A 19,968-nucleotide genomic window follows, 5' to 3' on the forward strand; every position below is an offset into this window, starting at 1 on the left:
TAGTTCAAAATGTTATCCGGTATTAGCCCCGGTTTCCCGGAGTTATCCCAGTCTTATGGGCAGGTTACCCACGTGTTACTCACCCGTCCGCCGCTAACTTCTTGAGAGCAAGCTCTCAATCCATTCGCTCGACTTGCATGTATTAGGCACGCCGCCAGCGTTCATCCTGAGCCAGGATCAAACTCTCCAATAAAGTTAGTTTGTCTAGCATCTAAAAATAAAAATTGACGTTTCACGTTGTTTGTTTCGTTCAGTTTTCAAAGAACTACTTGGCCGCTCATTTGCGACTCCCTTATGTTAACATCTTCGTTTTTCGATGTCAACTAAGTTTTTCAATTTCTTTTTTGTCGTTTTCTGCATTTCTGCATCAGCGACGGTTATTAATATATCATGCAGTACATAAAGGGTCAATACTTTTCACAAAAAAAATTTCACATCCCGTTAAATCCTTATAAACATGTTCCAAAAAATCATTATAGTCTCCCTTCATTCTTCATCACACTCCGCATTTCATATCTTATCACTTTATCATGTTTCCGAACGAGTGAAAATTCTAAATTTTATGTTATATTATTGTTATAGGAGCGTGGTGAGAATGAGCATTAAGTATTCAAACAAAATCAATAAAATCCGGACCTTTGCATTAAGTTTAGTATTTATCGGCCTCTTCATTGCATACTTAGGTGTCTTTTTCCGTGAAAACATTATTATTATGACAACATTTATGATGATTGGCTTTTTAGCTGTTATCGCTAGTACTGTTGTTTACTTTTGGATTGGTATGTTATCCACTAAAACTGTACAAATTATTTGTCCAAGCTGCGATAAGCCAACCAAAATGCTCGGTCGTGTCGACGCATGTATGCATTGCAACCAACCTTTAACAACGGATCGAAGTTTAGAAGGAAAAGAATTTGATGAGAAATATAATAAGAAAAGCTATAAATCATAGGTATATATATGTCTACAATGTAACCTTACAAAACTAAACATGAAAAGGTGATTTCTTAACCAAGAAATCACCTTTTCATGTTTACCCTTAATTAAATTAGGTTCCTCACCGAACATTTTAAATCCCCCTGAACCTAACGTAATTCCCATATATAATAAAGAAAGAGGTTGACGTAAAGCCGTCAGCCTCTTTCTTTATTATATATTACGCCTTATGACACTCTGGACAAACGCCATAAATTTCTAAGCGATGACTATTAATAACGAAGCCTGTCGTTTTCGCAGCTTCTTCTTCAAGCTGTTCCAAACCCCCATAAGGAAAATCAACAATTTTACCACATTTTTCGCAAATCACATGATAATGTTGACTTGTAACATAATCAAATCTACTTGAAGCGTCTCCATAAGTTAATTCCTTTACAAGTCCAACCTCTTTAAATACACGTAAGTTATTATAGACAGTTGCAACACTCATATTTGGAAACTTACCTTCTAATGCTTTATAAATGTCATCCGCTGTTGGGTGCGTCATTGATTCCACAAGGTACTCTAAAATAGCATGACGCTGTGGAGTAATGCGTACACCCGTATTTTTCAGCATTTCTAGCGCTTCTTTTAATTCTTCTTTGACCACCGTCATGCACCCCGATTCTATACGGATTATTATTTTATAATTCTTATAAAGAGTGTACTCCTTTTCTTATAAATCGTCAATATTTCTACTATAAGTATGTGGTTTATTTTTGTATATAGCCTTATTCTTATATATCCTTCCCCATTTTCTATACATTTACATAGAAAAAAAGTGCGACATAATCGCACTTGGAATACTATCATCTGAGGAGGTATGCCCTACACTTCACTTTATGTAAGACGATAAAATATGTATAGACACTCGCCTTACTTATATATATTTATCTCCACAATGCATTTACTTTATATAAGAAAGAACATCTTCAATATGTCCCTTCACTTTCACTTTACGCCATTCTTTTACAAGCTCACCGTCTTTATTAATAAGGAATGTAGAACGTTCGATTCCCATATACTCTTTCCCAAAGTTCTTTTTCAATTTCCAAACATCGTACAATTCTGCCACCTTATGATCTTCATCTACTAAAAGTACAAATGGAAGCTCATGCTTCTCAATAAATTTCAGATGTCTGTTCGCTGAATCAGGGCTTACACCAAGAATAACTGTATCTTTCTCTTGAAATAATCCATATGCATCTCGAAAATCACACGCTTCAGTTGTACACCCTGGAGTCATATCTTTCGGATAAAAATATAGAACTACATTTTTACCACGAAAATCAGCTAAGCGAATTTGTTCCCCGCTACTTCCCTCTAATGTAAATTCTGGAGCCATTTCTCCTACTGTGATCATTGTTATCACTCCTACTCTTTTCTTTTACTATATCAAATGCTATCTTATTTTTCATTGTCTATTACAGACCTCATTACAAAAGCAAACGGCAATGTATATCCAATTAACGCTTCTGCAATCGCAATCCATCTCCCTATTCCAATCGGAGCTATATCACCGTACCCAACGGACAATAAAGTAACTGCGCTAAAATATAAGCAAATTTCTACAAGTTGAAAAGATTGAGCATGCAAGCTTTCTCCATCTTCTTTCAAAACTACAAAGCCCATTTCTTCTAATACAACATAACTTAACCCAAACGCAATCAGTACCGTTGTATAAATTAAAAATAAGGAGGCTAAATTATACAACGAAAAGAAACGCCTAGAATCTGAATATGAACTCCATAACAATTGGACACTTCTCAAAATAGCAACTGCTGCAATTAATAGAATAAATCCCCATAACATGTCCTCCACCTCATTTTATATGTATGAGATGGCCATTGGATTTATCCCTTAGAAACAAACAAGCTTCTATAATTAATTCCCAGCACCACGGTACCTTTTTACCCCTTGATTCCAAAGAGTGATTGCAATCGTAAAACAGATAACACCAACGAATGGTGTTGCAAACGCATAGCTATTCCACTCTGTTTTCCTTAAAAAGTATGCTGCCGGATACACTCCGACAAACGCAAATGGTAAAACAAACGTTAAAATGAAGCGAATCACACGGTTATAAATATTAACAGGATAGCGACCATAGTTACCTATGTTATACATTAGCGGCATAATTGAACTTTTTGCATCCGACCAAAAACCAAGGCTCGCAAGCGTAACAAATATCCCTCCATATACAAGTGCTCCTCCTCCTACCATCAGTAAGAATAAGAAGAAATCGTACCAGTAAAAAGATAATTGTAGCTCCACTGCTGCATATCCCATTACAATCATTCCTGTAATCGCTCCAATTAAAGATTCGAGTTCCATTCTTTCTAATATAATTTGAAATAAACTATGAATCGGTCTCGTTAATATACGATCCATTTCCCCTTTAATAATGTAACGATCATTAAAATCCCATATGTTAAAGAAAGCTGAGAAAATGGCAAACGGCACTAAAAAGAAACCATAAATAAAGATGACTTCTTCTCGACTCCAGCCTTTTAATGCTTGCGTATGCCCAAACACAACGAGAATAAAGATTAAATTAACAGCCTGCAGTGCTAAATCAGAAAGTAATCCAACGATAAAATCGCCCCGATACTCCAATTTTGTTTTTATATATTGGCTTGCATATTGCAAAAATAGGTTTATATATATCATCTCATCATCCCCCTTGTACAATTAGACGTTTTCTCGCCGTTCTCCACATGAGTACAATTGGAATAATAAGTACAATTGCCCAAATTACTTGGAATAATAATGCCTCATACAATTTACTTCCTTGTATACCTTCTGAAAAAATCATACTCGGAATATAACTAATGGCCTGAAACGGTAAAAATACCATTGCCTTCTGAGCCCATAACGGATAAAAACTAATTGGTAATAATAGACCTGAAAATAAATCAATAACAACACGTTTTGCATACATAATTCCACTATTATTAAATAGGAAGAACGTGAGCATTCCCGTCATTAAATTAATTTGTGTATTAATAATAAAACTAAATATTAAAGATAAGAAGAAATATAACCACGTTTGAAAATTCGTTGTAATTTGCAATGAAAATAATAAGGTAACGATAACCATACCTGGAATTGAAAAGAAAGCAAAACGAAATATTCCTTCACCGAGACCTTGCATCACTTTCATCCCTAAATAGTTATATGGACGAATCAGTTCTACCGCTACACGTCCTTCTTGAATTTCCATCGCAATTTCCCTGTCAATATTATTAAAATAAAAGGCACGTGCCATCCACGCAATTGCGATATACGTAGTCATTTGCGAAATAGATAAACTTTCAATATTCTCTTTTCCGCTATAAATTGCTTGCCATAAAAAATAATACGCACCGATATTAATCGTATAAATTAAAATCCCGCTATAATAGTTTGTACGATACGCAAGCATCATTAAAAAGCGAATCCGAATCATTTCAATGTACTTACCCATGTTTAATACCTTCTTCATAAATGTTACGAATAATTTCCTCTGTAGACACTTCGTTAATTTTTAAATCTTTAATTTGAAAGGCTTGTACTACTTTAGAAATAAGCATTGAAATGATAACTTCTTCATTCGGTATTTTTGCAACCCACGCGTTTTCCTCTTTCGCTTTCGACCAAACAACATGACTATCTGGCATAACCATTGATAAAGCCTGATAGGAAACTGGTGCAATAAATTGAAAATGTATTTCCTTCTCTGCTCCCCACTGCGTACGAAGATTATTTAAAGAACCGTCATACATAATATTTCCTTCATCCAGCATGATAACACGCTCGCATAAAGCTTCAATATCCGTAATATCATGGGTTGTTAATAAAATTGTTGTTTTATAACGTTCATTCATTTCTTTTAAAAATTCACGTATTTTCAATTTCACAAGAACATCTAGCCCAATTGTTGGCTCATCTAAAAATAATAACGGCGGATTATGAATTAATGCTGCCGCTAATTCACAACGCATTCTTTGACCAAGAGATAGCTTTCGAACTGGCTTATCTAATAAAGGACCAATATCTAACGTTTCAATCACGTGCTCCATATGCTCTTTATACTGAGCGTCTGATACACCGTACACTTTTTTTAATAAACGAAACGATTCTTGCACAGCAATGTCCCACCAAAGCTGTGAGCGTTGACCGAAAACAACACCAATTGTTCTTACAAATTCTTCTCTCTGCTTATGTGGGTTCATCCCATTTACTAAAATGTCTCCTGATGTCGGAGTCAAAATCCCCGTAAGCATTTTAATTGTTGTTGATTTACCGGCACCGTTCTCACCAATATACCCAACCATTTCACCTTGTTTCACAGTAAAAGATACGTCATTTACTGCTGGTACTATTTTATAATTACGATTTAATAAATCGCGAAATGCACCCTTTAAACCCGGACGACTTGAATAGGCTGTAAATTCTTTACGTAACCCTTGTACCTCAATTACCGATTTCATAACCGGACCCCCTTCCTAAATGTCACAACGAATAGTTTACCCAACTGCCTTCTCTATCACAAACAATACGTCTTTTCGAAAAACATGTTAGAATAATACATAGATTTTTGTAAGGAGATGAATGGTAGTGAAATTCACAAAGTCAGAAGCATTACATAAAGAAGCTTTAGAACATATCGTTGGCGGCGTTAATAGTCCTTCTCGTTCTTTCAAAGCAGTTGGCGGCGGCGCTCCTGTTGCTATGGAACGTGGAAAAGGTGCTTATTTCTGGGATGTAGACGGAAATAAATATATCGATTATTTAGCAGCATACGGTCCTATTATTACTGGACATGCTCACCCGCACATTACAAAAGCAATTACAACAGCTGCTGAAAATGGTGTACTTTACGGAACACCAACAGCACTAGAAGTAAAATTTGCAAAAATGTTAAAAGAAGCAATGCCTGCATTAGATAAAGTCCGTTTCGTAAACTCTGGTACTGAAGCAGTAATGACAACAATTCGTGTCGCTCGCGCTTACACAGGCCGCACAAAAATTATGAAATTTGCTGGTTGTTACCACGGTCATTCTGATTTAGTACTTGTAGCTGCTGGATCTGGTCCTTCTACTCTAGGAATTCCTGACTCAGCTGGTGTACCACAAAGTATCGCACAAGAAGTTATTACCGTTCCATTTAATAATGTAGAAACTTTAAAAGAAGCATTAGATAAATGGGGACATGAAGTAGCAGCTATCCTTGTAGAACCGATTGTTGGAAACTTCGGTATTGTAGAGCCAAAACCTGGCTTCCTTGAGAAAGTAAATGAACTTGTTCATGAAGCTGGCGCACTAGTAATTTATGATGAAGTTATTACTGCTTTCCGCTTCATGTACGGCGGTGCTCAAGACTTACTTGGCGTAACACCAGACTTAACAGCGCTTGGTAAAGTTATTGGCGGCGGACTTCCAATCGGTGCTTATGGTGGTAAAAAAGAAATTATGGAACAAGTTGCCCCACTCGGACCTGCATATCAAGCTGGTACAATGGCAGGAAATCCTGCTTCTATGGCATCTGGTATTGCTTGTCTAGAAGTTCTTCAACAAGAAGGGCTTTATGAGAAATTAGATGACCTTGGTGCAATGCTTGAAAAAGGAATTTTAGAGCAAGCAGCAAAACATAATATCGATATTACATTAAACCGTCTAAAAGGTGCTTTAACTGTATACTTCACAACAAATACAATTGAAGATTACGATGCAGCACAAGATACAGATGGTGAAATGTTCGGTAAATTCTTCAAGCTTATGCTTCAAGAAGGAGTTAACTTAGCACCTTCTAAATACGAAGCATGGTTCTTAACGACAGAACATACAAAAGAAGATATTGAATATACAATCGAAGCTGTAGGCAGAGCATTTGCTGCTTTAGCAGACAATAAATAATCTCGTCATTAAAAGGAAAAAAGAAAGCACATCTTTCTTTTTTCCTTTTTTCTATTTCATAAATTCCTTATTAATAGTATAATTATTCATAATTATCTGTTTAATTTTCTTTTATATCCTTACTATCTTTGTATACAAGGCTGCTCACACCTTAAATAGTAAGATTATTCAAACTTCAATAAGAGGGGGGATTGACGGATGCTCAATAAAACAAATACATGGACACCGTCTTTATTTCGAGATTACAGAAATGCAGAACATGATGCGTGTGGAATCGTTTCCGTTATGGAGAAACGAAAAATTCCTACAAAAGAAAACATTGACCTTTGCATACAATCACTCGTCAAAATGAACCATAGAGCTGGTTTCATTAATGGTGAAGGGGATGGAATCGGCATTCACATTGATGTACCAAAAGCACTTTGGAGTGAAAAACTAAAAAGTAGCGGATATAATCCAACGATCGTGGATCATCCCCACTTTATCGTTGGACATTTTTTTCTAAACAAAAACGCAAATGTAGTTAATTTAAAAAATCATATTCGTACACAACTAAACAACGAAAACTTTGCAATTCTTTTCGAAAGTGACAATGTAATAAACTCCGATGCACTCGGTCCACTTGGTAAACAAGAAGAGCCTTTATTTTGGCAAGTTGCCCTTATCGCTGAAAATGCACTTAAAAATATTGAGCAAACATTATTTTCAGTAACGATAAAAATAGAGGAAAACGAAGCGATTCATGTTGCCTCCTTAAGTCGTGATCATGTTGTATATAAAGTTCTAGGTGCTGGTGATACGCTTGTTGCCTATTACAATGATTTACAACATCCGCTGATCGCTTCAACTATGACACTAGGACATAATCGCTATTCTACTAATACATTATCTAATTTTTTTCGTGTACAACCATTTAGCATTCTCGGACATAATGGTGAAATTAACACAATTGCAAAATTACGCGATCAAGCTAACATGATCCATGTTCCACTTACTGCTGGGGGCAGCGACTCCCAAGATTTAAACCGCACCTTAGAAACTCTACTTGTTCAATACGACTACAGTTTATTTGAAGCAATGGATATACTATTCCCACCAATTATTAATGAAATTAAACTTTATGAACCACATTTACAAGATTTATATATGTATATACGTGAGGCATGGGGCCATTTTGCACAAGGTCCAGCTGGTATTATTTCACGTTATAAAGATGAAGCTGTTTTCAGCGTTGATTCTCTTGGACTACGACCAGTATGGAAAGTAGAGACAGCGAGTTCTTATGTTTTCTCTTCTGAACCTGGAGTTGTATCACCAACTGAATATGTAGCAGAACCGAAACCACTCGCTCCTGGAGAAAAGGTCGGATTAAAATGGAATGAACAAGATGAACTTGTTCTTTATGAATATGACAAATACCAAACCCAAGTATACGAACGTTTTAAAAAGCGAGTTGATACTAAAGATTATCATTTAAACTTATCTATCCCTGAAACGAAAGAAGTCCCAGGATTATGTAATTCTATGCAAGTTGAAACGAAGCAATACGTTGCTTTTGGATGGGACCGAGAACATATTCAGCTTCTTGAACAGATGGCAACAAAAGGCGTTGAGCCCATTCGCTCACTTGGGCATGACTCACCACTTGCCGCACTGGATACCGATAGACGAAATATCGCTGACTTCATTAAGGAAAGTGTAGCTGTTGTTACAAATCCAGCAATCGATCGCGATCGAGAGGTCGAACACTTCTCCACACGAACGATACTTGGAGAACGCCCAAGTTTATTAAGTGGTGCTAAACAACCATTTGTAGTTGAGATGCTGTCCCCAATTATTTTAGAAGGAAGTGTAGCACAATCTATTGCAGAGGAATTACACACAATTACGTACGAACAACTTATAGAGCTATTCAATACTCATAGCGCTATCGCTACAATCTCTGCTACATTCAGTCCGGCTGAAACTCTACAACACGCCTTAAATCGAATTAGTTCTGAAGCGATAACAGCCGTGAACGATGGAGCTTCCCTATTATTAATAGACGATGCCAATGCTCATCTAAATGGACAGTTATGGATTGATCCGCATTTAGTTACCGCTAAAGTACATCAAGTATTAAGTGAAAATAAATTACGCCGAAACTGCTCTCTCGTTATACGTTCCGGTGCCCTTCGCTCCTTACATGATATCGTCACACTGTATGGATTAGGAGCAGATAGTATGAATCCATATTTATTATTTGCAACCGTAAATGATGGGACAAAAACACCCATTACGAATTTATATCATGCACTTAATAAAGGACTAGAGAAAGTCATTTCAACAATTGGAATTCATGAATTACGCGGTTACGGTCGCCTCTATTCTTCTATCGGATTACATGAGGAAATCGCAAATATATTACAAATTACGAATTTCTTCGGTTCAAATAATTTAGCTTTCTCTCTCGAGTCACTTGCTGAAGACGCAAAAATACGAGCAGATGATTATAACAACCCTAAAGTTAGAATGCGAAAATCTTTTCATATATTCCCGCGAATTTGGAAAGCAATCGGTGATGTCGCAAAAGGAAACGCTTATGATGATTACCGTGACAAGTTAAGTGAACTAGAAGAAAATAACCCGATCGCAATTAGACACCTTGTTCAAACGAAACAAACAAAACATGTAGTTCCCGCTGAAGAAGTGTCCATCAGCATTCAAAATCATGATTTACCATTTATTATTAGCTCTATGTCATTCGGTTCTCAAAATGAAATTGCCTTTCGTTCATATGCAGAAGCGGCCGATCAGCTAAATATGATTAGCTTGAACGGTGAAGGCGGCGAAATTAAAGATATGATCGGAAAATATCCACATACACGTGGACAACAAGTTGCATCTGGGCGATTTGGCGTAAACGCCGAACTACTAAATTCATCAAACTTAATTGAAATAAAAATCGGGCAAGGAGCAAAGCCTGGTGAAGGCGGACATTTGCCAGGCTCAAAAGTAACAGCAAAAATAGCTGAAGCACGTAATGCTACAATTGGCTCAGATCTAATTTCACCTTCTAACAATCATGATATTTATTCCATTGAAGATTTGGCTCAAATGATTACAGAAATTAAAACGGCTAATCGACTTGCGAAAGTAGCTGTAAAAGTCCCTGTCGTCCCTAACATTGGAACAATTGCTGTCGGTATCGCAAAAGCTGGTGCTGATTTTATTAACATTAGCGGCTTTGATGGTGGTACAGGAGCTGCACGTATTCACGCCTTGCAACATGTAGGGCTTCCTGTAGAGATTGGCGTGAAAGCCGCTCACAATGCTTTATTAGAAGCAAATATGAGACATAAAGTAGAGATTTGGGCTGACGGTGGTATTCGAAGTGTGAATGATGCCTTAAAAATCATGCTTCTTGGGGCAAATCGTATTGGATTTGGTACATTATCCATGATTGCAATCGGCTGTACAACTTGCCGCGGATGTCATCTAGATACTTGTCACGTTGGAATTGCAACACAAATTGAGTCTGAAGCTCAGGCGAAAGAACACGGATTACGCCGCTTCGTCCCGCGCGAATTAGAAAGCGCCGTTGCTGGATTATTACATTTATTCACCACTTTTGGCGTAGAACTAAAACGATTAACAGGAAATCTTGGTTATACAAATTTACAAGAAATTGTCGGACATTCCGATTTATTAGAACAAGTTCGAGGCGAAAATTTATTAGACTTATGTAATTTACTACAAACGATAGAACATCCATCTGTTCCAAAAACGGAACAGATGCCGGAAAAACAATTTGAAACAGCTCATTCCCCTCATTCAAAAGAATTAGTAGGCGTTGGCGTAGAGCAACGCGTTATGGGTGGTCTAGAATCTTGCTATCGCGTTCGTAGTAAATTATATGAAGATACAAAGCTTGAACCACTTACATTAAAGTATATGAATGGCTCTATTCCTGGAAATGGATTAGGCGCTTACAATAGTGAGAACTTATTTATACACGTAAATGGCGGCGCACAAGATGGTATTGGTAAAACCTCCTTTGGTGGTGGTATTTATATAACGAAAACAAAAGGAAAAGACGGCATATATTATAACGGTTCTGTCGGAAAAGGTTTTGGATATGGTGCACAAAAAGGAGCGCTATACGTTCAAGGTAACGCCGATGCTCGCGCTGGCATTCGCCTCTCTGGAGCAGACATGATAATTGGAGGACGCATGACAAAGCCACTCCGTGAAAAAGAACAAGGAAATATAGGTGCATACTCTAATATTAAAGGTTTCGCTTTTGAATATATGACAAATGGGCGAGCGCTTGTTTTAGGGGATCCTGGTCCATGGATTTGTGCTGGTATGACTGGCGGTGTTGTTTATTTACGTCATGATGCAAACTCGGGTTTAACAGAACAGGCCTTAAAAAGAAGAATCGCAAAAGGGGCAAATGTTACATTACAACCAATTAGGAAAAACGGCGTGCAAGATGTGACTGAGTTATTGCTAGATTATATTCGTGTATTAAATGAACATGAGCAATACGAGGAAGTTGCTTTAATAACACCGTTACTCGATGATATGCAGCACCAGTTTTTTGAAATTATCCCGAAAAAAGAGCAAGCTGACCCATCTATCTCAACAGAGTGATATACCTAACTTTCATTTTCAAGAATAAATTGACGAAGTACACTTCTCATAGTAATCTATAGTAACAATTTGAAACCTGCTGAAATTCAGCAGGTTTTTTTACTAAAAATTGATGTTTAAAAAGAATTAGGAAAAAGTATAAATGAATCTTAATTTCTTATTAACGTCACTAAAATATCACTTGCTAACATATTGTAATGAATGTATAGTATCATGTTGTACATTCACTATGACAAGAGAAAGGATCTTATTAAGGGTATGAAACTTGGTGCTCGCATTTTAAAAACGGGTATTGCCATCACATTAGCTTTATTTGCTTGTATTTTACTTCAATTACCGAGTCCGGTATTTGCGGGAATCTCAGCTATCTTCGCTGTTCAACCGTCTGTATACCGCTCGTATTTAACTGCACTTGAACAAATTCAAGCAAACGTCATTGGCGCGGTATTCGCTATCGTATTTGCTACTGCTTTTGGACATAATCCTTTTATTATTGGATTAACATGTATATTAGTAATCGCACTTACACTGCAATTACGATTAGAAAACACAATATCAATTGCTTTAGTAACAGTTATCGCCATTATGGAGTATCAGGGCGAAGATTTCTTTAGTTTTGCCTTACTTCGCTTTGCGACGATTATGATTGGAATTATTGCGGCTTCACTTGTAAATTTAGTGTTTATGCCGCCAAAATACGAAACAAAACTATATCATCGTATCGTTGATAACACAGAAGAAATTGTAAAATGGATTCGAATGAATAGTAGGCAAGCTTCTGATTTTACAACGCTAAAAACTGATATTGATCGTATGAAAGAAAAAATGATCAAATTAAACCATTACTATTTGCTGTATAAAGAAGAAAGAAGCTACACGAAAAAAGTAAAATTCGCAAAAATTCGTAAGCTCGTTTTATTCAGACAAATGTTAGCGACGACAAGCCGTGCTTTAAGTACGTTAAAATCATTACATCGTACTGAAAATGAACTGCGCTATATGCCAGAAGAATTTCAGGAATCTATCCAAAACGAACTTGATTCATTAACCCATTATCATGAACAAGTTTTATTAAAATTTATTGGTAAAGCAAAAAAACAACAATCCGTTGAAATGCTTGATGAAGTTGAAACAGGTAAACAAGAATTAATTGATATCTTTATGGATTATCAAAACAAGGACGATGAGGAAGCGTATAAAACATGGCTACACCTCTTCCCTCTTATTTCTGCCATTATTAACTATAGTGAAGAAGTAGAGCATTTAGATTTACTTGTGGATAGCTTCTACACATACCATAAACCAGAAGCAGAACTCCAAATCGAAGATAAAAAAGAAGACGAATAAAGAAAACAGCTCCTTTTACGCTAAAGGAGCTGTTTCTGTTATATGTTGAAGTTGATATAAATTGTAATAAAACCCTCTTTTTTTCATTAATTCTTCATGAGAACCTGTTTCTTTAATTTCACCATCTTCAATGTAAATAATTGTATCCACATGCGTAATCGTCGCCAATCGATGTGCGATTATGATCGTCGTTCGATCAGCAGCTAACGTCTGAAGTGCCTGCTGAATATACCGTTCATTTTCTAAATCTAAAGCGGAAGTCGCCTCATCTAATATAAGTAACGATGGATTCTTTAGAAACACTCGCGCAATCGCTACACGTTGCCTTTGCCCACCAGATAACTTCACACCGCGTTCCCCAACGACAGTATCATAACCATCAGGTAACTCTATAATAAAATCATGAATTTGCGCAGCTTTAGCAGCTGAAATCACTTCTTCCTCTGTAGCTTTCGGATTTCCATATAAAATATTTGCCCCGATTGTATCACTAAATAACAAATTATCTTGCAGTACAATTCCAATATGACTACGTAAATTTCTCATATTGTACTTTCTGACATCTATCCCATCTACATAAACTGTGCCTGAAGAAACATCATAAAAACGCGGAATTAAACTAGCAAGAGATGACTTCCCTCCCCCACTCGCTCCTACAAGTGCTACCTTCTCTCCCGGCAACATAGTTAACGAAAGGTTATGTAATATTTCTTTTTCATTCGAATTGTAACGAAAAGATACATTATCAAATATCACTTCACCATTTAATTTTGTCGTTTGTACCGCACTTGGTACATTCACAATATCGTATTTCTCATCTAACAATTCAAACACTCGATCCATCGATGCGAAAGACTGTGTTAATGTTGTAGAGGAATTAACAAGGCGACGAAGTGGACTATACAAACTATCCATATATCCAACAAAGGCAACCATAGTCCCTAACGTTAACTGCCCCTGAATCACTTCATATGCTGCAAAACCGATCACAAGTAACGGACCTAAGTCTGTTAACGTATTTACTGCCGAAAACGTCCTTGCAGTCCAACTCGTATGCGTTAACGCTTTCGTTAAAAATTCATTATTTCTTTTTTCAAACTGCTTACCCTCATACTCTTCTAATGCAAAACTACGTGTCACCTGCATTCCTTGAATACGTTCATGTAAATACCCTTGCATCGTTGCTAACGCTTGTGAACGCTCTTTCGTCAATTTTCGAAGACGCCCGAAAAAATATTTCACTGCCACTACATAAATAGGTAAAATTAATAGCGCAACAAATGTCAATTTTACATTCATAGAAAACATAACAATAATAGCGATAGCAATTGTTGCCGTATCTAACCAAACATTCATCAAACCAGTAATTACAAAATCCTTCGTTTGTTCTACATCATGGATTACACGTGAAATAATTTCCCCTGTTTTTGTGTTCGAATAATAGCGTAAACTCAACTTTTGCAAATGACCAAAAATATGTTTTCTCAAATCATATAGTATTGTATTTGCGATACGCTGCGCGAAATATTGACGATAATATTCAATTGGCGGTCTTATTACTGCAAAAATAAAAAAGGCAATCCCAACGGCTGTTACTAATTGGGATGTTTTATCTTGAAGTGATCCTCCACCTTGAATTACATCATCGATAATATATTTTAATAACCACGGCATAATAAGCGGAATGCCGAATTTAACTAGACCAATCATAATCGTAATAGCAATAAGCCATCGATATGGTTTAACAAATTGCAAATATCTTTTTATACCTTGCACATAATCCCCCCTCTAATAGGACAAACCTGCCGGGAAATCCCCTGCAGGTTTGTTTTAATTTCTGTACATTAAATATCTTTCATACCACATATCTACAAAATCTGGCGCGAATGGCCCTTTTCTTTGATGAATCCATTGTGTTAATTGTGCTACATTTCGTTTTAAAATAGTATCAATAACAGGTGGATACTGCATAATTTGACTATGCTTTTCATACTCATCTTCATCTAAAAGCGTATATGTCATATCTGGATATACTTTAATATCTAAATCATAATCAATGTACTTCAATGCTTCAGAATCATATGCAAAAGGTGAGCCTAAATTACAATAATAATATACTCCCTCTTCCCTTAGCATCCCAATCACATTGAACCAATAGTTTGCATGAAAATAACAAATTGCTGGTTCACGAGTAATCCATGTTCGGCCATCTGATTCTGTCACTACTGTACGATCATTTGCTCCGATTACAAGACTCTGTGTCCCTTTTAAAATTGTTGTCTCTTCCCACATTCTATGAATGGAGCCATTATGTTTATAACTATGTATTTGTACTTTTTCTCCTTCTTTGGGAAATCCCATATATGCTCCCTTCTTTCAACTGCAAATGCCCTTTGAGCTGCATTCACTTTTTTTCTATTATAACTTTTTTGTCGAAATTTTAAAACTAAAGCGACAAGACTCTATTTTTCACACTGAATACTATATCCCTAATCTTCTTAGGAGACGGGGCCTTCGCTGAATGATTTACAAACGAGGAAATGGGAATAGAAAAAGCCCTTCCTTATTTCTATCTAAAGAAGGGCCTTTCACCGGAAGGTAACAATATGCGTTACCCTAAATTCGAAATCATTTTTTCAGTTTCAAAAGATTGAATCACACTATTTGTTTGCTCTTCAAATTTCTCATGCAACAGTTTTAACGCTAATTCTGTTCTATATATTTCTTGGCGGATAAAATGTAATTCCTTTTTATCGCACGTATCCTTTTCGCTCATTTCAATTTGCTGATATTTCTCTAGATGAGCTTGTAACTTTAACAACTCATCCATCGTTTCCAATTGCTCTCCTACCAACTTATCAAAATCGTTCATTACTTACCCCCTTTTAGATTTATTCATCAGTTATTATTTCTAATTACATATTTCTAATCTTTAACTTCCTTCTCCTTTGACTACATTTGTTGACTTATTAGAAGTTATGTCGTTCGCTTTCTTTTCATTACAATGACCCGCACACAAAGAAAACACTTCTCTCGAATTGGAGAAGTGTTTTTCTTTCATTACTCGTTTGAACTAGAAGATTGTGATTGTTTTGCAGCTGATTGTGCATTTTGTTTTTTCACAGCATGCACGTCTGTTTCAGTTGCAAATTCTGTACCATAACTAGCGTTTGCACTTTGTGCACCAGAAGCTTGTGCTTTCTTTGCTTCTGATTGTGCGTTCGCTTGTTTTACTGCTTGTACATTTGTTTCAGTCGCAAACTCTGTACCATAACTAGCATTTGTACTTTGAATGCTAGCACCAGAAGTTGCCTTGTTATAACCTTGTTGTTTTTTACTCATCTTTCTCACCTCCACAACCAATAATGTAACCAATTCACTTAGAAACTATCCGTAATTTTCTTTTTAAAAATTTTCGCATATATCTCTCATCACTCATTAAAACTATAGAACATGGAGGTGGAAATATGTATATAGGACGCGACATGACTGAACTAACGATGGTTTCAAAAAATGAGTGGAAAGAAGATGAATTAGCTTATTTTCATCATTCATTACAACAGATTCTGCCTTATTTAAACGCAGAAGGTCAAAGTATTTACAAAGAAATTGTAATAGAAATTGAAACAAGAGGCGGCTTACAAGAAGGTGAGGCTAGTTGGACTCATGGGACAAAAATTTCTTACGATTAAAAAAGTGTTCCCAATCTAGGGAACACTTTTTTATTTATTGCATTGTAATTTTCTCAACGCATTTCTCATAAATCGTACGATGCGATTTCGAGAAAGGTAACTGCTCAAATACTTCTTTCGATACAAATTTCAATGTATCTGTTTCAACAATATCACCAGTTACTTTTCCGTAAAAGACGAATATATCCCAAGTGCGATGTGTAAACGTATGTTGCACATTCATTGCGTATTCTTCAATAGAAATCGAGAGCTCAAATTTTTCTTTCATATAATCTGTAAGCTGCTCTTTTTGATTCCGAATCCCTTCCCCAAGTTCAGTATTTGGAAACTCCCACATGTTAGCTAACAATCCGGTACTTGGACGTTTATTAATGACGTAACGACCATCCTCTGTTTGAAGTACCCCCGCAACAATTGGTACCATTGTAGGAGCCTTCGCTTTACTTTTTACTGGTAACTCCTTTTGAACACCTTCAGCATATCCCCTGCAATGCTCACGTACAGGACAAAGTAAGCATGCTGGATTTTTTGGAATACAAATTAGTGCACCTAATTCCATCAAACCTTGATTAAAATAAGATGGATTTTCAGCCGAAATAATTTCACGCACAATCTCTTCAAACACTTTCCTAGTTTTCGGTTTTGCAATATCATCCCATACTGATAAAATGCGAGATAATACACGCATAACATTTCCATCAACTGCTGGCTCTGGTATACCATATGCGATACTTAAAATAGCACCTTTTGTATAGGGTCCGACTCCTTTTAATTTTTCAATTTTTTTTACATCACTCGGTACTATCCCGCCGTATACTTCTTTCACTTCTTTTACGGCCGCATGTAAATTTCGTGCTCTAGAATAATACCCTAAACCTTCCCATGCTTTTAACACTTCTTCATCATCAGCATTTGCCAAAGCTTCTAAAGTAGGAAACTTCTCCATAAAATTCGCGTAATATGGTTTTACAGCTTCTACCCTCGTTTGCTGCAACATAATTTCTGAAACCCAGACACGGTATGGATCTTTATTTTTACGCCACGGTAAGTCGCGTTGTTCTTTTTCAAACCAACCAATTAAATCATTTTGAAACTGCTCTATGTTAAAATTATTTAATATTTCAAGTGTCAAACTTGATCCCCCTCATTTTTTTGCATATAAGTACTATTATAAAGATTTTAGGAAAAAATTTAAGTAAGATGACATAGGAAATAGAAGGCAAAGGACTTGAGGTATCGAATAAAAAGAGTTACATTAATAAAAAACGGAGGTGTATTTCTATGGACACAGCCACTCACCTTGTTATGGGCGTTACTCTAGGCAGTTTGGCCACGTTAGATCCAGCCATAGCACAAAGTGATATTGGGCCACAAGCAGTTATGCTCGCTACAATTGCCGGTTCCAATATTCCTGACATCGATACAGTTTTAAAATTGCGTAATAACGCTAAATATATAAGAAATCATCGCGGGATTACTCATTCCATTCCTGCAGTGATTCTTTGGTCATTCCTTATAAGTGGTATCTCTTTCGCCTTCTTTTCAGACGCTCCATATTTGCATCTACTACTTTGGTCATTTATTGCCGTCTTTCTTCATGTCTTTGTAGATATTTTCAATGCCTACGGTACACAGGCATTACGGCCCTTCACAAAAAAATGGGTAGCACTCGGCATCATTAATACATTTGATACCGTCATTTTCTTTATCCACCTACTCGCGATTGCTTGTATGCTCGTAGGTTCCCATAAAGGGTATACTGCCTTAGCAGCGTATATATTGATGATTGTTTACTATATCGGACGGATTATGATGCATAGAAACATACGTAGTGTCGTATATAAACGTTTCAATCATGTGGAGAAGATAATCATTTCCCCTTCTTACAGATTTTATCATTATCATTTAGCAATCGTTACAACTGATTATTACTACGTCGCTAGATGGCATCGTGGTAATATCATGATATATGATAAGTTCGACCGTATACCGTTCCCAAATAATGCTATTATGCGCGCAGCTAAACAAGATGAAAACATCTCAGCATTTCTATCTTTCTCCCCTGTATATCGCTGGGACATTTTCGATTATGATCATTATTACGAAGTTCGCTTCATTGATTTGCGCTATCGCAGTAAAGATTATTATCCATTCGTTGCAATCGTTCAACTCGACCACAATTTAAATATTATTAATTCCTATACAGGATGGATTTTTAGTGAAGAAAAACTTCGAAAAAAGCTGGAATTACTTCCACATTAAAAAAAGCGACTTAAGTCGCTTTTTTTAATGTTTCAAATGGTCTTCTTGATTGATCAAATGGCTATATTTTGGATTATTTGTACGCATTTCATGAAGGCGACCTCCATGATTATTAATCCATGTTCGTACCACTTGTTCAGTCATTTCATCACCTTGATAACGACCTGATTTAGCATAAGTTGTTTGAAAGTCTTCCCACAATAATTCAACCCACGCACGAGCTTGTGCGTAAGAAAGTTTTTCATTTTTGCCTAATAATTCTTTTGTTAATGTTTCGTGAATATCATTCATGTTCTATTCTCCTTTTACCTATTTATTCCCTTAATTTCTAAAGGATAGTTTCTTCTATTTTGCACATTCTATAAGTGATACTTCTTAAAGAGGTATCAACTGATGATGAGGAGGGCGTTCGCAATGGGTAAACAAGCCGAATTTTGGTCTGAGTCAAAAAACAACAGCAAAATCGATGGTCAGCCGAAAGCGAAATCACGCTTCGCTTCGAAACGACCTAACGGCACAATTAACACGCACCCACAAGAACGTATGCGTGCTGCAAACCAGCAGGAAGAATAGTACAGGTACAACCTAAAAAATTAACTTCCTACACGAGGTGATAAAGATGAGCTACCGTGATCGCTTAGATAGTCGTTCTGAATTATTTAACCATACGTGGACTCGTCCGAAACATGCAAAAGCGCAAGTTAACGGACAGACGCAACAAACCCAGTCTCTCATTATATTGGCGAATGAATGTAAAAAACGCCAATTTTAAAATTTCCTATCTCCTGTAACGCCTACCAAAGATGAAAACCAGAGAGATATTCGCTCTCTGGTTTTTATTTTTCTTGCAATAAGGAAATCGGTATTCCAATCTCTTCATTATCATTTTGCTTATGTCCCCAAGCAAATACCCCATTGAAATACGTAATTTCAAATAATATACCAGGTTCTTCTACCAATTCATATGTCTCACCAATATGGAATTTGTTTATGTCAGTCATATAAGCGCGAGCCATTGCCATCTTTCGCATTAATACATCGAACTCATTTACAATTCCAAGTTGCTCAGCTTTTATTGCTTGCTCTTTCAAAGTCCCAATTTCTTCCCTCAGCTCATATGGTGTCATTTCACTGTAGCGCTTTGGCATATTCATCTTAT

21 protein-coding genes are annotated in these 19,968 nt (G+C 36.5%); 8 read left to right on the plus strand and 13 right to left on the minus strand.

Translation table 11 applies throughout. From position 1 onward, the window contains the following. The first annotated feature begins 595 nt into the window (after nt 1-595). A complete protein-coding gene (locus F8162_RS27925) occupies nt 596-952 on the plus strand; it encodes a YgzB family protein (RefSeq protein WP_151631816.1) in 357 nt (118 codons plus the stop codon). Between the two features lie 204 nt (nt 953-1,156). Here F8162_RS27925 and perR read toward each other — a convergent pair whose 3' ends face one another. The 6 genes from perR to F8162_RS27955 all read right to left on the minus strand — a co-directional run bounded on the left by perR (nt 1,157) and on the right by F8162_RS27955 (nt 5,447). Continuing rightward, on the minus strand, nt 1,157-1,585 hold the full coding sequence (gene perR / locus F8162_RS27930) for a peroxide-responsive transcriptional repressor PerR (RefSeq protein ID WP_000237831.1): 429 nt from the start codon (nt 1,583-1,585) through the stop codon (nt 1,157-1,159). 297 nt (nt 1,586-1,882) lie between these two features. Then, nucleotides 1,883-2,338, minus strand: a complete 456-nt coding sequence (bcp, locus tag F8162_RS27935) for a thioredoxin-dependent thiol peroxidase (RefSeq protein ID WP_151631818.1) — start codon at nt 2,336-2,338, stop codon at nt 1,883-1,885. A gap of 44 nt (nt 2,339-2,382) precedes the next feature. Next, nucleotides 2,383-2,787, minus strand: a complete 405-nt coding sequence (locus tag F8162_RS27940; protein WP_151631820.1) for a potassium channel family protein — start codon at nt 2,785-2,787, stop codon at nt 2,383-2,385. A gap of 72 nt (nt 2,788-2,859) precedes the next feature. Next, the gene (locus tag F8162_RS27945; protein WP_151631822.1) at nt 2,860-3,645 is read right to left on the minus strand and encodes an ABC transporter permease; all 786 of its coding nucleotides are present in this window, start codon (nt 3,643-3,645) and stop codon (nt 2,860-2,862) included. Nucleotides 3,646-3,649: 4 nt separating this feature from the next. Next, nucleotides 3,650-4,441, minus strand: a complete 792-nt coding sequence (locus F8162_RS27950; RefSeq protein ID WP_000521523.1) for an ABC transporter permease — start codon at nt 4,439-4,441, stop codon at nt 3,650-3,652. Beyond that, a complete protein-coding gene (locus F8162_RS27955; protein ID WP_144615649.1) occupies nt 4,434-5,447 on the minus strand; it encodes an ATP-binding cassette domain-containing protein in 1,014 nt (337 codons plus the stop codon). The genes F8162_RS27950 and F8162_RS27955 overlap by 8 nt, the downstream gene beginning before the upstream one ends. A gap of 121 nt (nt 5,448-5,568) precedes the next feature. Between F8162_RS27955 and hemL the strand changes: the two genes are divergently transcribed. The 3 genes from hemL to F8162_RS27970 all read left to right on the plus strand — a co-directional run bounded on the left by hemL (nt 5,569) and on the right by F8162_RS27970 (nt 12,855). After that, nucleotides 5,569-6,873 (plus strand): glutamate-1-semialdehyde-2,1-aminomutase, encoded by a 1,305-nt coding sequence (gene hemL / locus F8162_RS27960; protein ID WP_151631824.1) that lies wholly within the window; start codon nt 5,569-5,571, stop codon nt 6,871-6,873. A 198-nt stretch (nt 6,874-7,071) separates the two neighbouring features. Further along, nucleotides 7,072-11,508 carry a glutamate synthase-related protein gene (locus tag F8162_RS27965; RefSeq protein WP_151631826.1) on the plus strand — a complete coding sequence of 1,479 codons (4,437 nt, stop codon included), beginning with the start codon at nt 7,072-7,074 and terminating at the stop codon, nt 11,506-11,508. Between the two features lie 258 nt (nt 11,509-11,766). Then, nucleotides 11,767-12,855, plus strand: a complete 1,089-nt coding sequence (locus F8162_RS27970) for an aromatic acid exporter family protein (protein WP_151631828.1) — start codon at nt 11,767-11,769, stop codon at nt 12,853-12,855. Between the two features lie 15 nt (nt 12,856-12,870). Here the strand turns inward: F8162_RS27970 and F8162_RS27975 are convergent, their stop codons facing one another. From F8162_RS27975 to F8162_RS27990, 4 genes are all read right to left on the minus strand, one after another. After that, complete coding sequence (locus tag F8162_RS27975; RefSeq protein ID WP_151631830.1) at nt 12,871-14,631, minus strand: ABC transporter ATP-binding protein; 1,761 nt, start codon at nt 14,629-14,631, stop codon at nt 12,871-12,873. Between the two features lie 54 nt (nt 14,632-14,685). Further along, entirely contained in the window at nt 14,686-15,216 is a 531-nt protein-coding gene (locus tag F8162_RS27980) for a DUF402 domain-containing protein (protein WP_000506626.1), read from the minus strand. Between the two features lie 250 nt (nt 15,217-15,466). Next, entirely contained in the window at nt 15,467-15,727 is a 261-nt protein-coding gene (locus F8162_RS27985; RefSeq protein ID WP_000997582.1) for a YgaB family protein, read from the minus strand. 188 nt (nt 15,728-15,915) lie between these two features. After that, nucleotides 15,916-16,197: a gamma-type small acid-soluble spore protein gene (locus F8162_RS27990; protein WP_000039038.1), complete on the minus strand. Its 282-nt coding sequence runs from the start codon at nt 16,195-16,197 to the stop codon at nt 15,916-15,918. A gap of 125 nt (nt 16,198-16,322) precedes the next feature. On the opposite strand from F8162_RS27990, the gene F8162_RS27995 reads away from it, so the two are divergent. Next, the gene (locus F8162_RS27995) at nt 16,323-16,547 is read left to right on the plus strand and encodes a hypothetical protein (protein ID WP_151631832.1); all 225 of its coding nucleotides are present in this window, start codon (nt 16,323-16,325) and stop codon (nt 16,545-16,547) included. A gap of 34 nt (nt 16,548-16,581) precedes the next feature. Here the strand turns inward: F8162_RS27995 and mutY are convergent, their stop codons facing one another. Beyond that, nucleotides 16,582-17,679: an A/G-specific adenine glycosylase gene (mutY, locus tag F8162_RS28000; RefSeq protein WP_151631834.1), complete on the minus strand. Its 1,098-nt coding sequence runs from the start codon at nt 17,677-17,679 to the stop codon at nt 16,582-16,584. A 149-nt stretch (nt 17,680-17,828) separates the two neighbouring features. Here mutY and F8162_RS28005 point away from each other — a divergent pair, with 149 nt between their 5' ends. After that, entirely contained in the window at nt 17,829-18,809 is a 981-nt protein-coding gene (locus F8162_RS28005; protein ID WP_151631836.1) for a metal-dependent hydrolase, read from the plus strand. A gap of 24 nt (nt 18,810-18,833) precedes the next feature. Here the strand turns inward: F8162_RS28005 and F8162_RS28010 are convergent, their stop codons facing one another. Next, nucleotides 18,834-19,100 (minus strand): YfhJ family protein, encoded by a 267-nt coding sequence (locus tag F8162_RS28010; RefSeq protein WP_151631838.1) that lies wholly within the window; start codon nt 19,098-19,100, stop codon nt 18,834-18,836. Between the two features lie 123 nt (nt 19,101-19,223). Between F8162_RS28010 and F8162_RS28015 the strand changes: the two genes are divergently transcribed. After that, nucleotides 19,224-19,382, plus strand: a complete 159-nt coding sequence (locus tag F8162_RS28015; RefSeq protein ID WP_000517891.1) for a small, acid-soluble spore protein K — start codon at nt 19,224-19,226, stop codon at nt 19,380-19,382. A gap of 46 nt (nt 19,383-19,428) precedes the next feature. After that, nucleotides 19,429-19,581, plus strand: a complete 153-nt coding sequence (locus tag F8162_RS28020; protein ID WP_000122093.1) for a YpzG family protein — start codon at nt 19,429-19,431, stop codon at nt 19,579-19,581. 64 nt (nt 19,582-19,645) lie between these two features. Here the strand turns inward: F8162_RS28020 and F8162_RS28025 are convergent, their stop codons facing one another. Further along, nucleotides 19,646-19,963 (minus strand): YfhH family protein, encoded by a 318-nt coding sequence (locus tag F8162_RS28025; RefSeq protein WP_120341220.1) that lies wholly within the window; start codon nt 19,961-19,963, stop codon nt 19,646-19,648. Nucleotides 19,964-19,968 lie beyond the last annotated feature (5 nt).

The sequence above is a fragment of the Bacillus sp. CH140a_4T genome (genome assembly GCF_008923725.1).
Lineage (GTDB): Bacteria > Bacillota > Bacilli > Bacillales > Bacillaceae_G > Bacillus_A.

Bases quoted from the DNA above. Each gene is read 5' to 3' on its own strand.
- F8162_RS27925 (WP_151631816.1), top strand. From the start codon at position 596: ATGAGCATTAAGTATTCAAACAAAATCAATAAAATCCGGACCTTTGCA.
- bcp (WP_151631818.1), bottom strand. From the start codon at position 2,338: ATGATCACAGTAGGAGAAATGGCTCCAGAATTTACATTAGAGGGAAGT.
- F8162_RS27940 (WP_151631820.1), bottom strand. From the start codon at position 2,787: ATGTTATGGGGATTTATTCTATTAATTGCAGCAGTTGCTATTTTGAGA.
- F8162_RS27945 (WP_151631822.1), bottom strand. From the start codon at position 3,645: ATGATATATATAAACCTATTTTTGCAATATGCAAGCCAATATATAAAA.
- F8162_RS27950 (WP_000521523.1), bottom strand. From the start codon at position 4,441: ATGGGTAAGTACATTGAAATGATTCGGATTCGCTTTTTAATGATGCTT.
- F8162_RS27955 (WP_144615649.1), bottom strand. From the start codon at position 5,447: ATGAAATCGGTAATTGAGGTACAAGGGTTACGTAAAGAATTTACAGCC.
- hemL (WP_151631824.1), top strand. From the start codon at position 5,569: ATGGTAGTGAAATTCACAAAGTCAGAAGCATTACATAAAGAAGCTTTA.
- F8162_RS27965 (WP_151631826.1), top strand. From the start codon at position 7,072: ATGCTCAATAAAACAAATACATGGACACCGTCTTTATTTCGAGATTAC.
- F8162_RS27970 (WP_151631828.1), top strand. From the start codon at position 11,767: ATGAAACTTGGTGCTCGCATTTTAAAAACGGGTATTGCCATCACATTA.
- F8162_RS27980 (WP_000506626.1), bottom strand. From the start codon at position 15,216: ATGGGATTTCCCAAAGAAGGAGAAAAAGTACAAATACATAGTTATAAA.
- F8162_RS27985 (WP_000997582.1), bottom strand. From the start codon at position 15,727: ATGAACGATTTTGATAAGTTGGTAGGAGAGCAATTGGAAACGATGGAT.
- F8162_RS27990 (WP_000039038.1), bottom strand. From the start codon at position 16,197: ATGAGTAAAAAACAACAAGGTTATAACAAGGCAACTTCTGGTGCTAGC.
- F8162_RS27995 (WP_151631832.1), top strand. From the start codon at position 16,323: ATGTATATAGGACGCGACATGACTGAACTAACGATGGTTTCAAAAAAT.
- F8162_RS28005 (WP_151631836.1), top strand. From the start codon at position 17,829: ATGGACACAGCCACTCACCTTGTTATGGGCGTTACTCTAGGCAGTTTG.
- F8162_RS28010 (WP_151631838.1), bottom strand. From the start codon at position 19,100: ATGAATGATATTCACGAAACATTAACAAAAGAATTATTAGGCAAAAAT.
- F8162_RS28015 (WP_000517891.1), top strand. From the start codon at position 19,224: ATGGGTAAACAAGCCGAATTTTGGTCTGAGTCAAAAAACAACAGCAAA.
- F8162_RS28020 (WP_000122093.1), top strand. From the start codon at position 19,429: ATGAGCTACCGTGATCGCTTAGATAGTCGTTCTGAATTATTTAACCAT.
- F8162_RS28025 (WP_120341220.1), bottom strand. From the start codon at position 19,963: ATGAATATGCCAAAGCGCTACAGTGAAATGACACCATATGAGCTGAGG.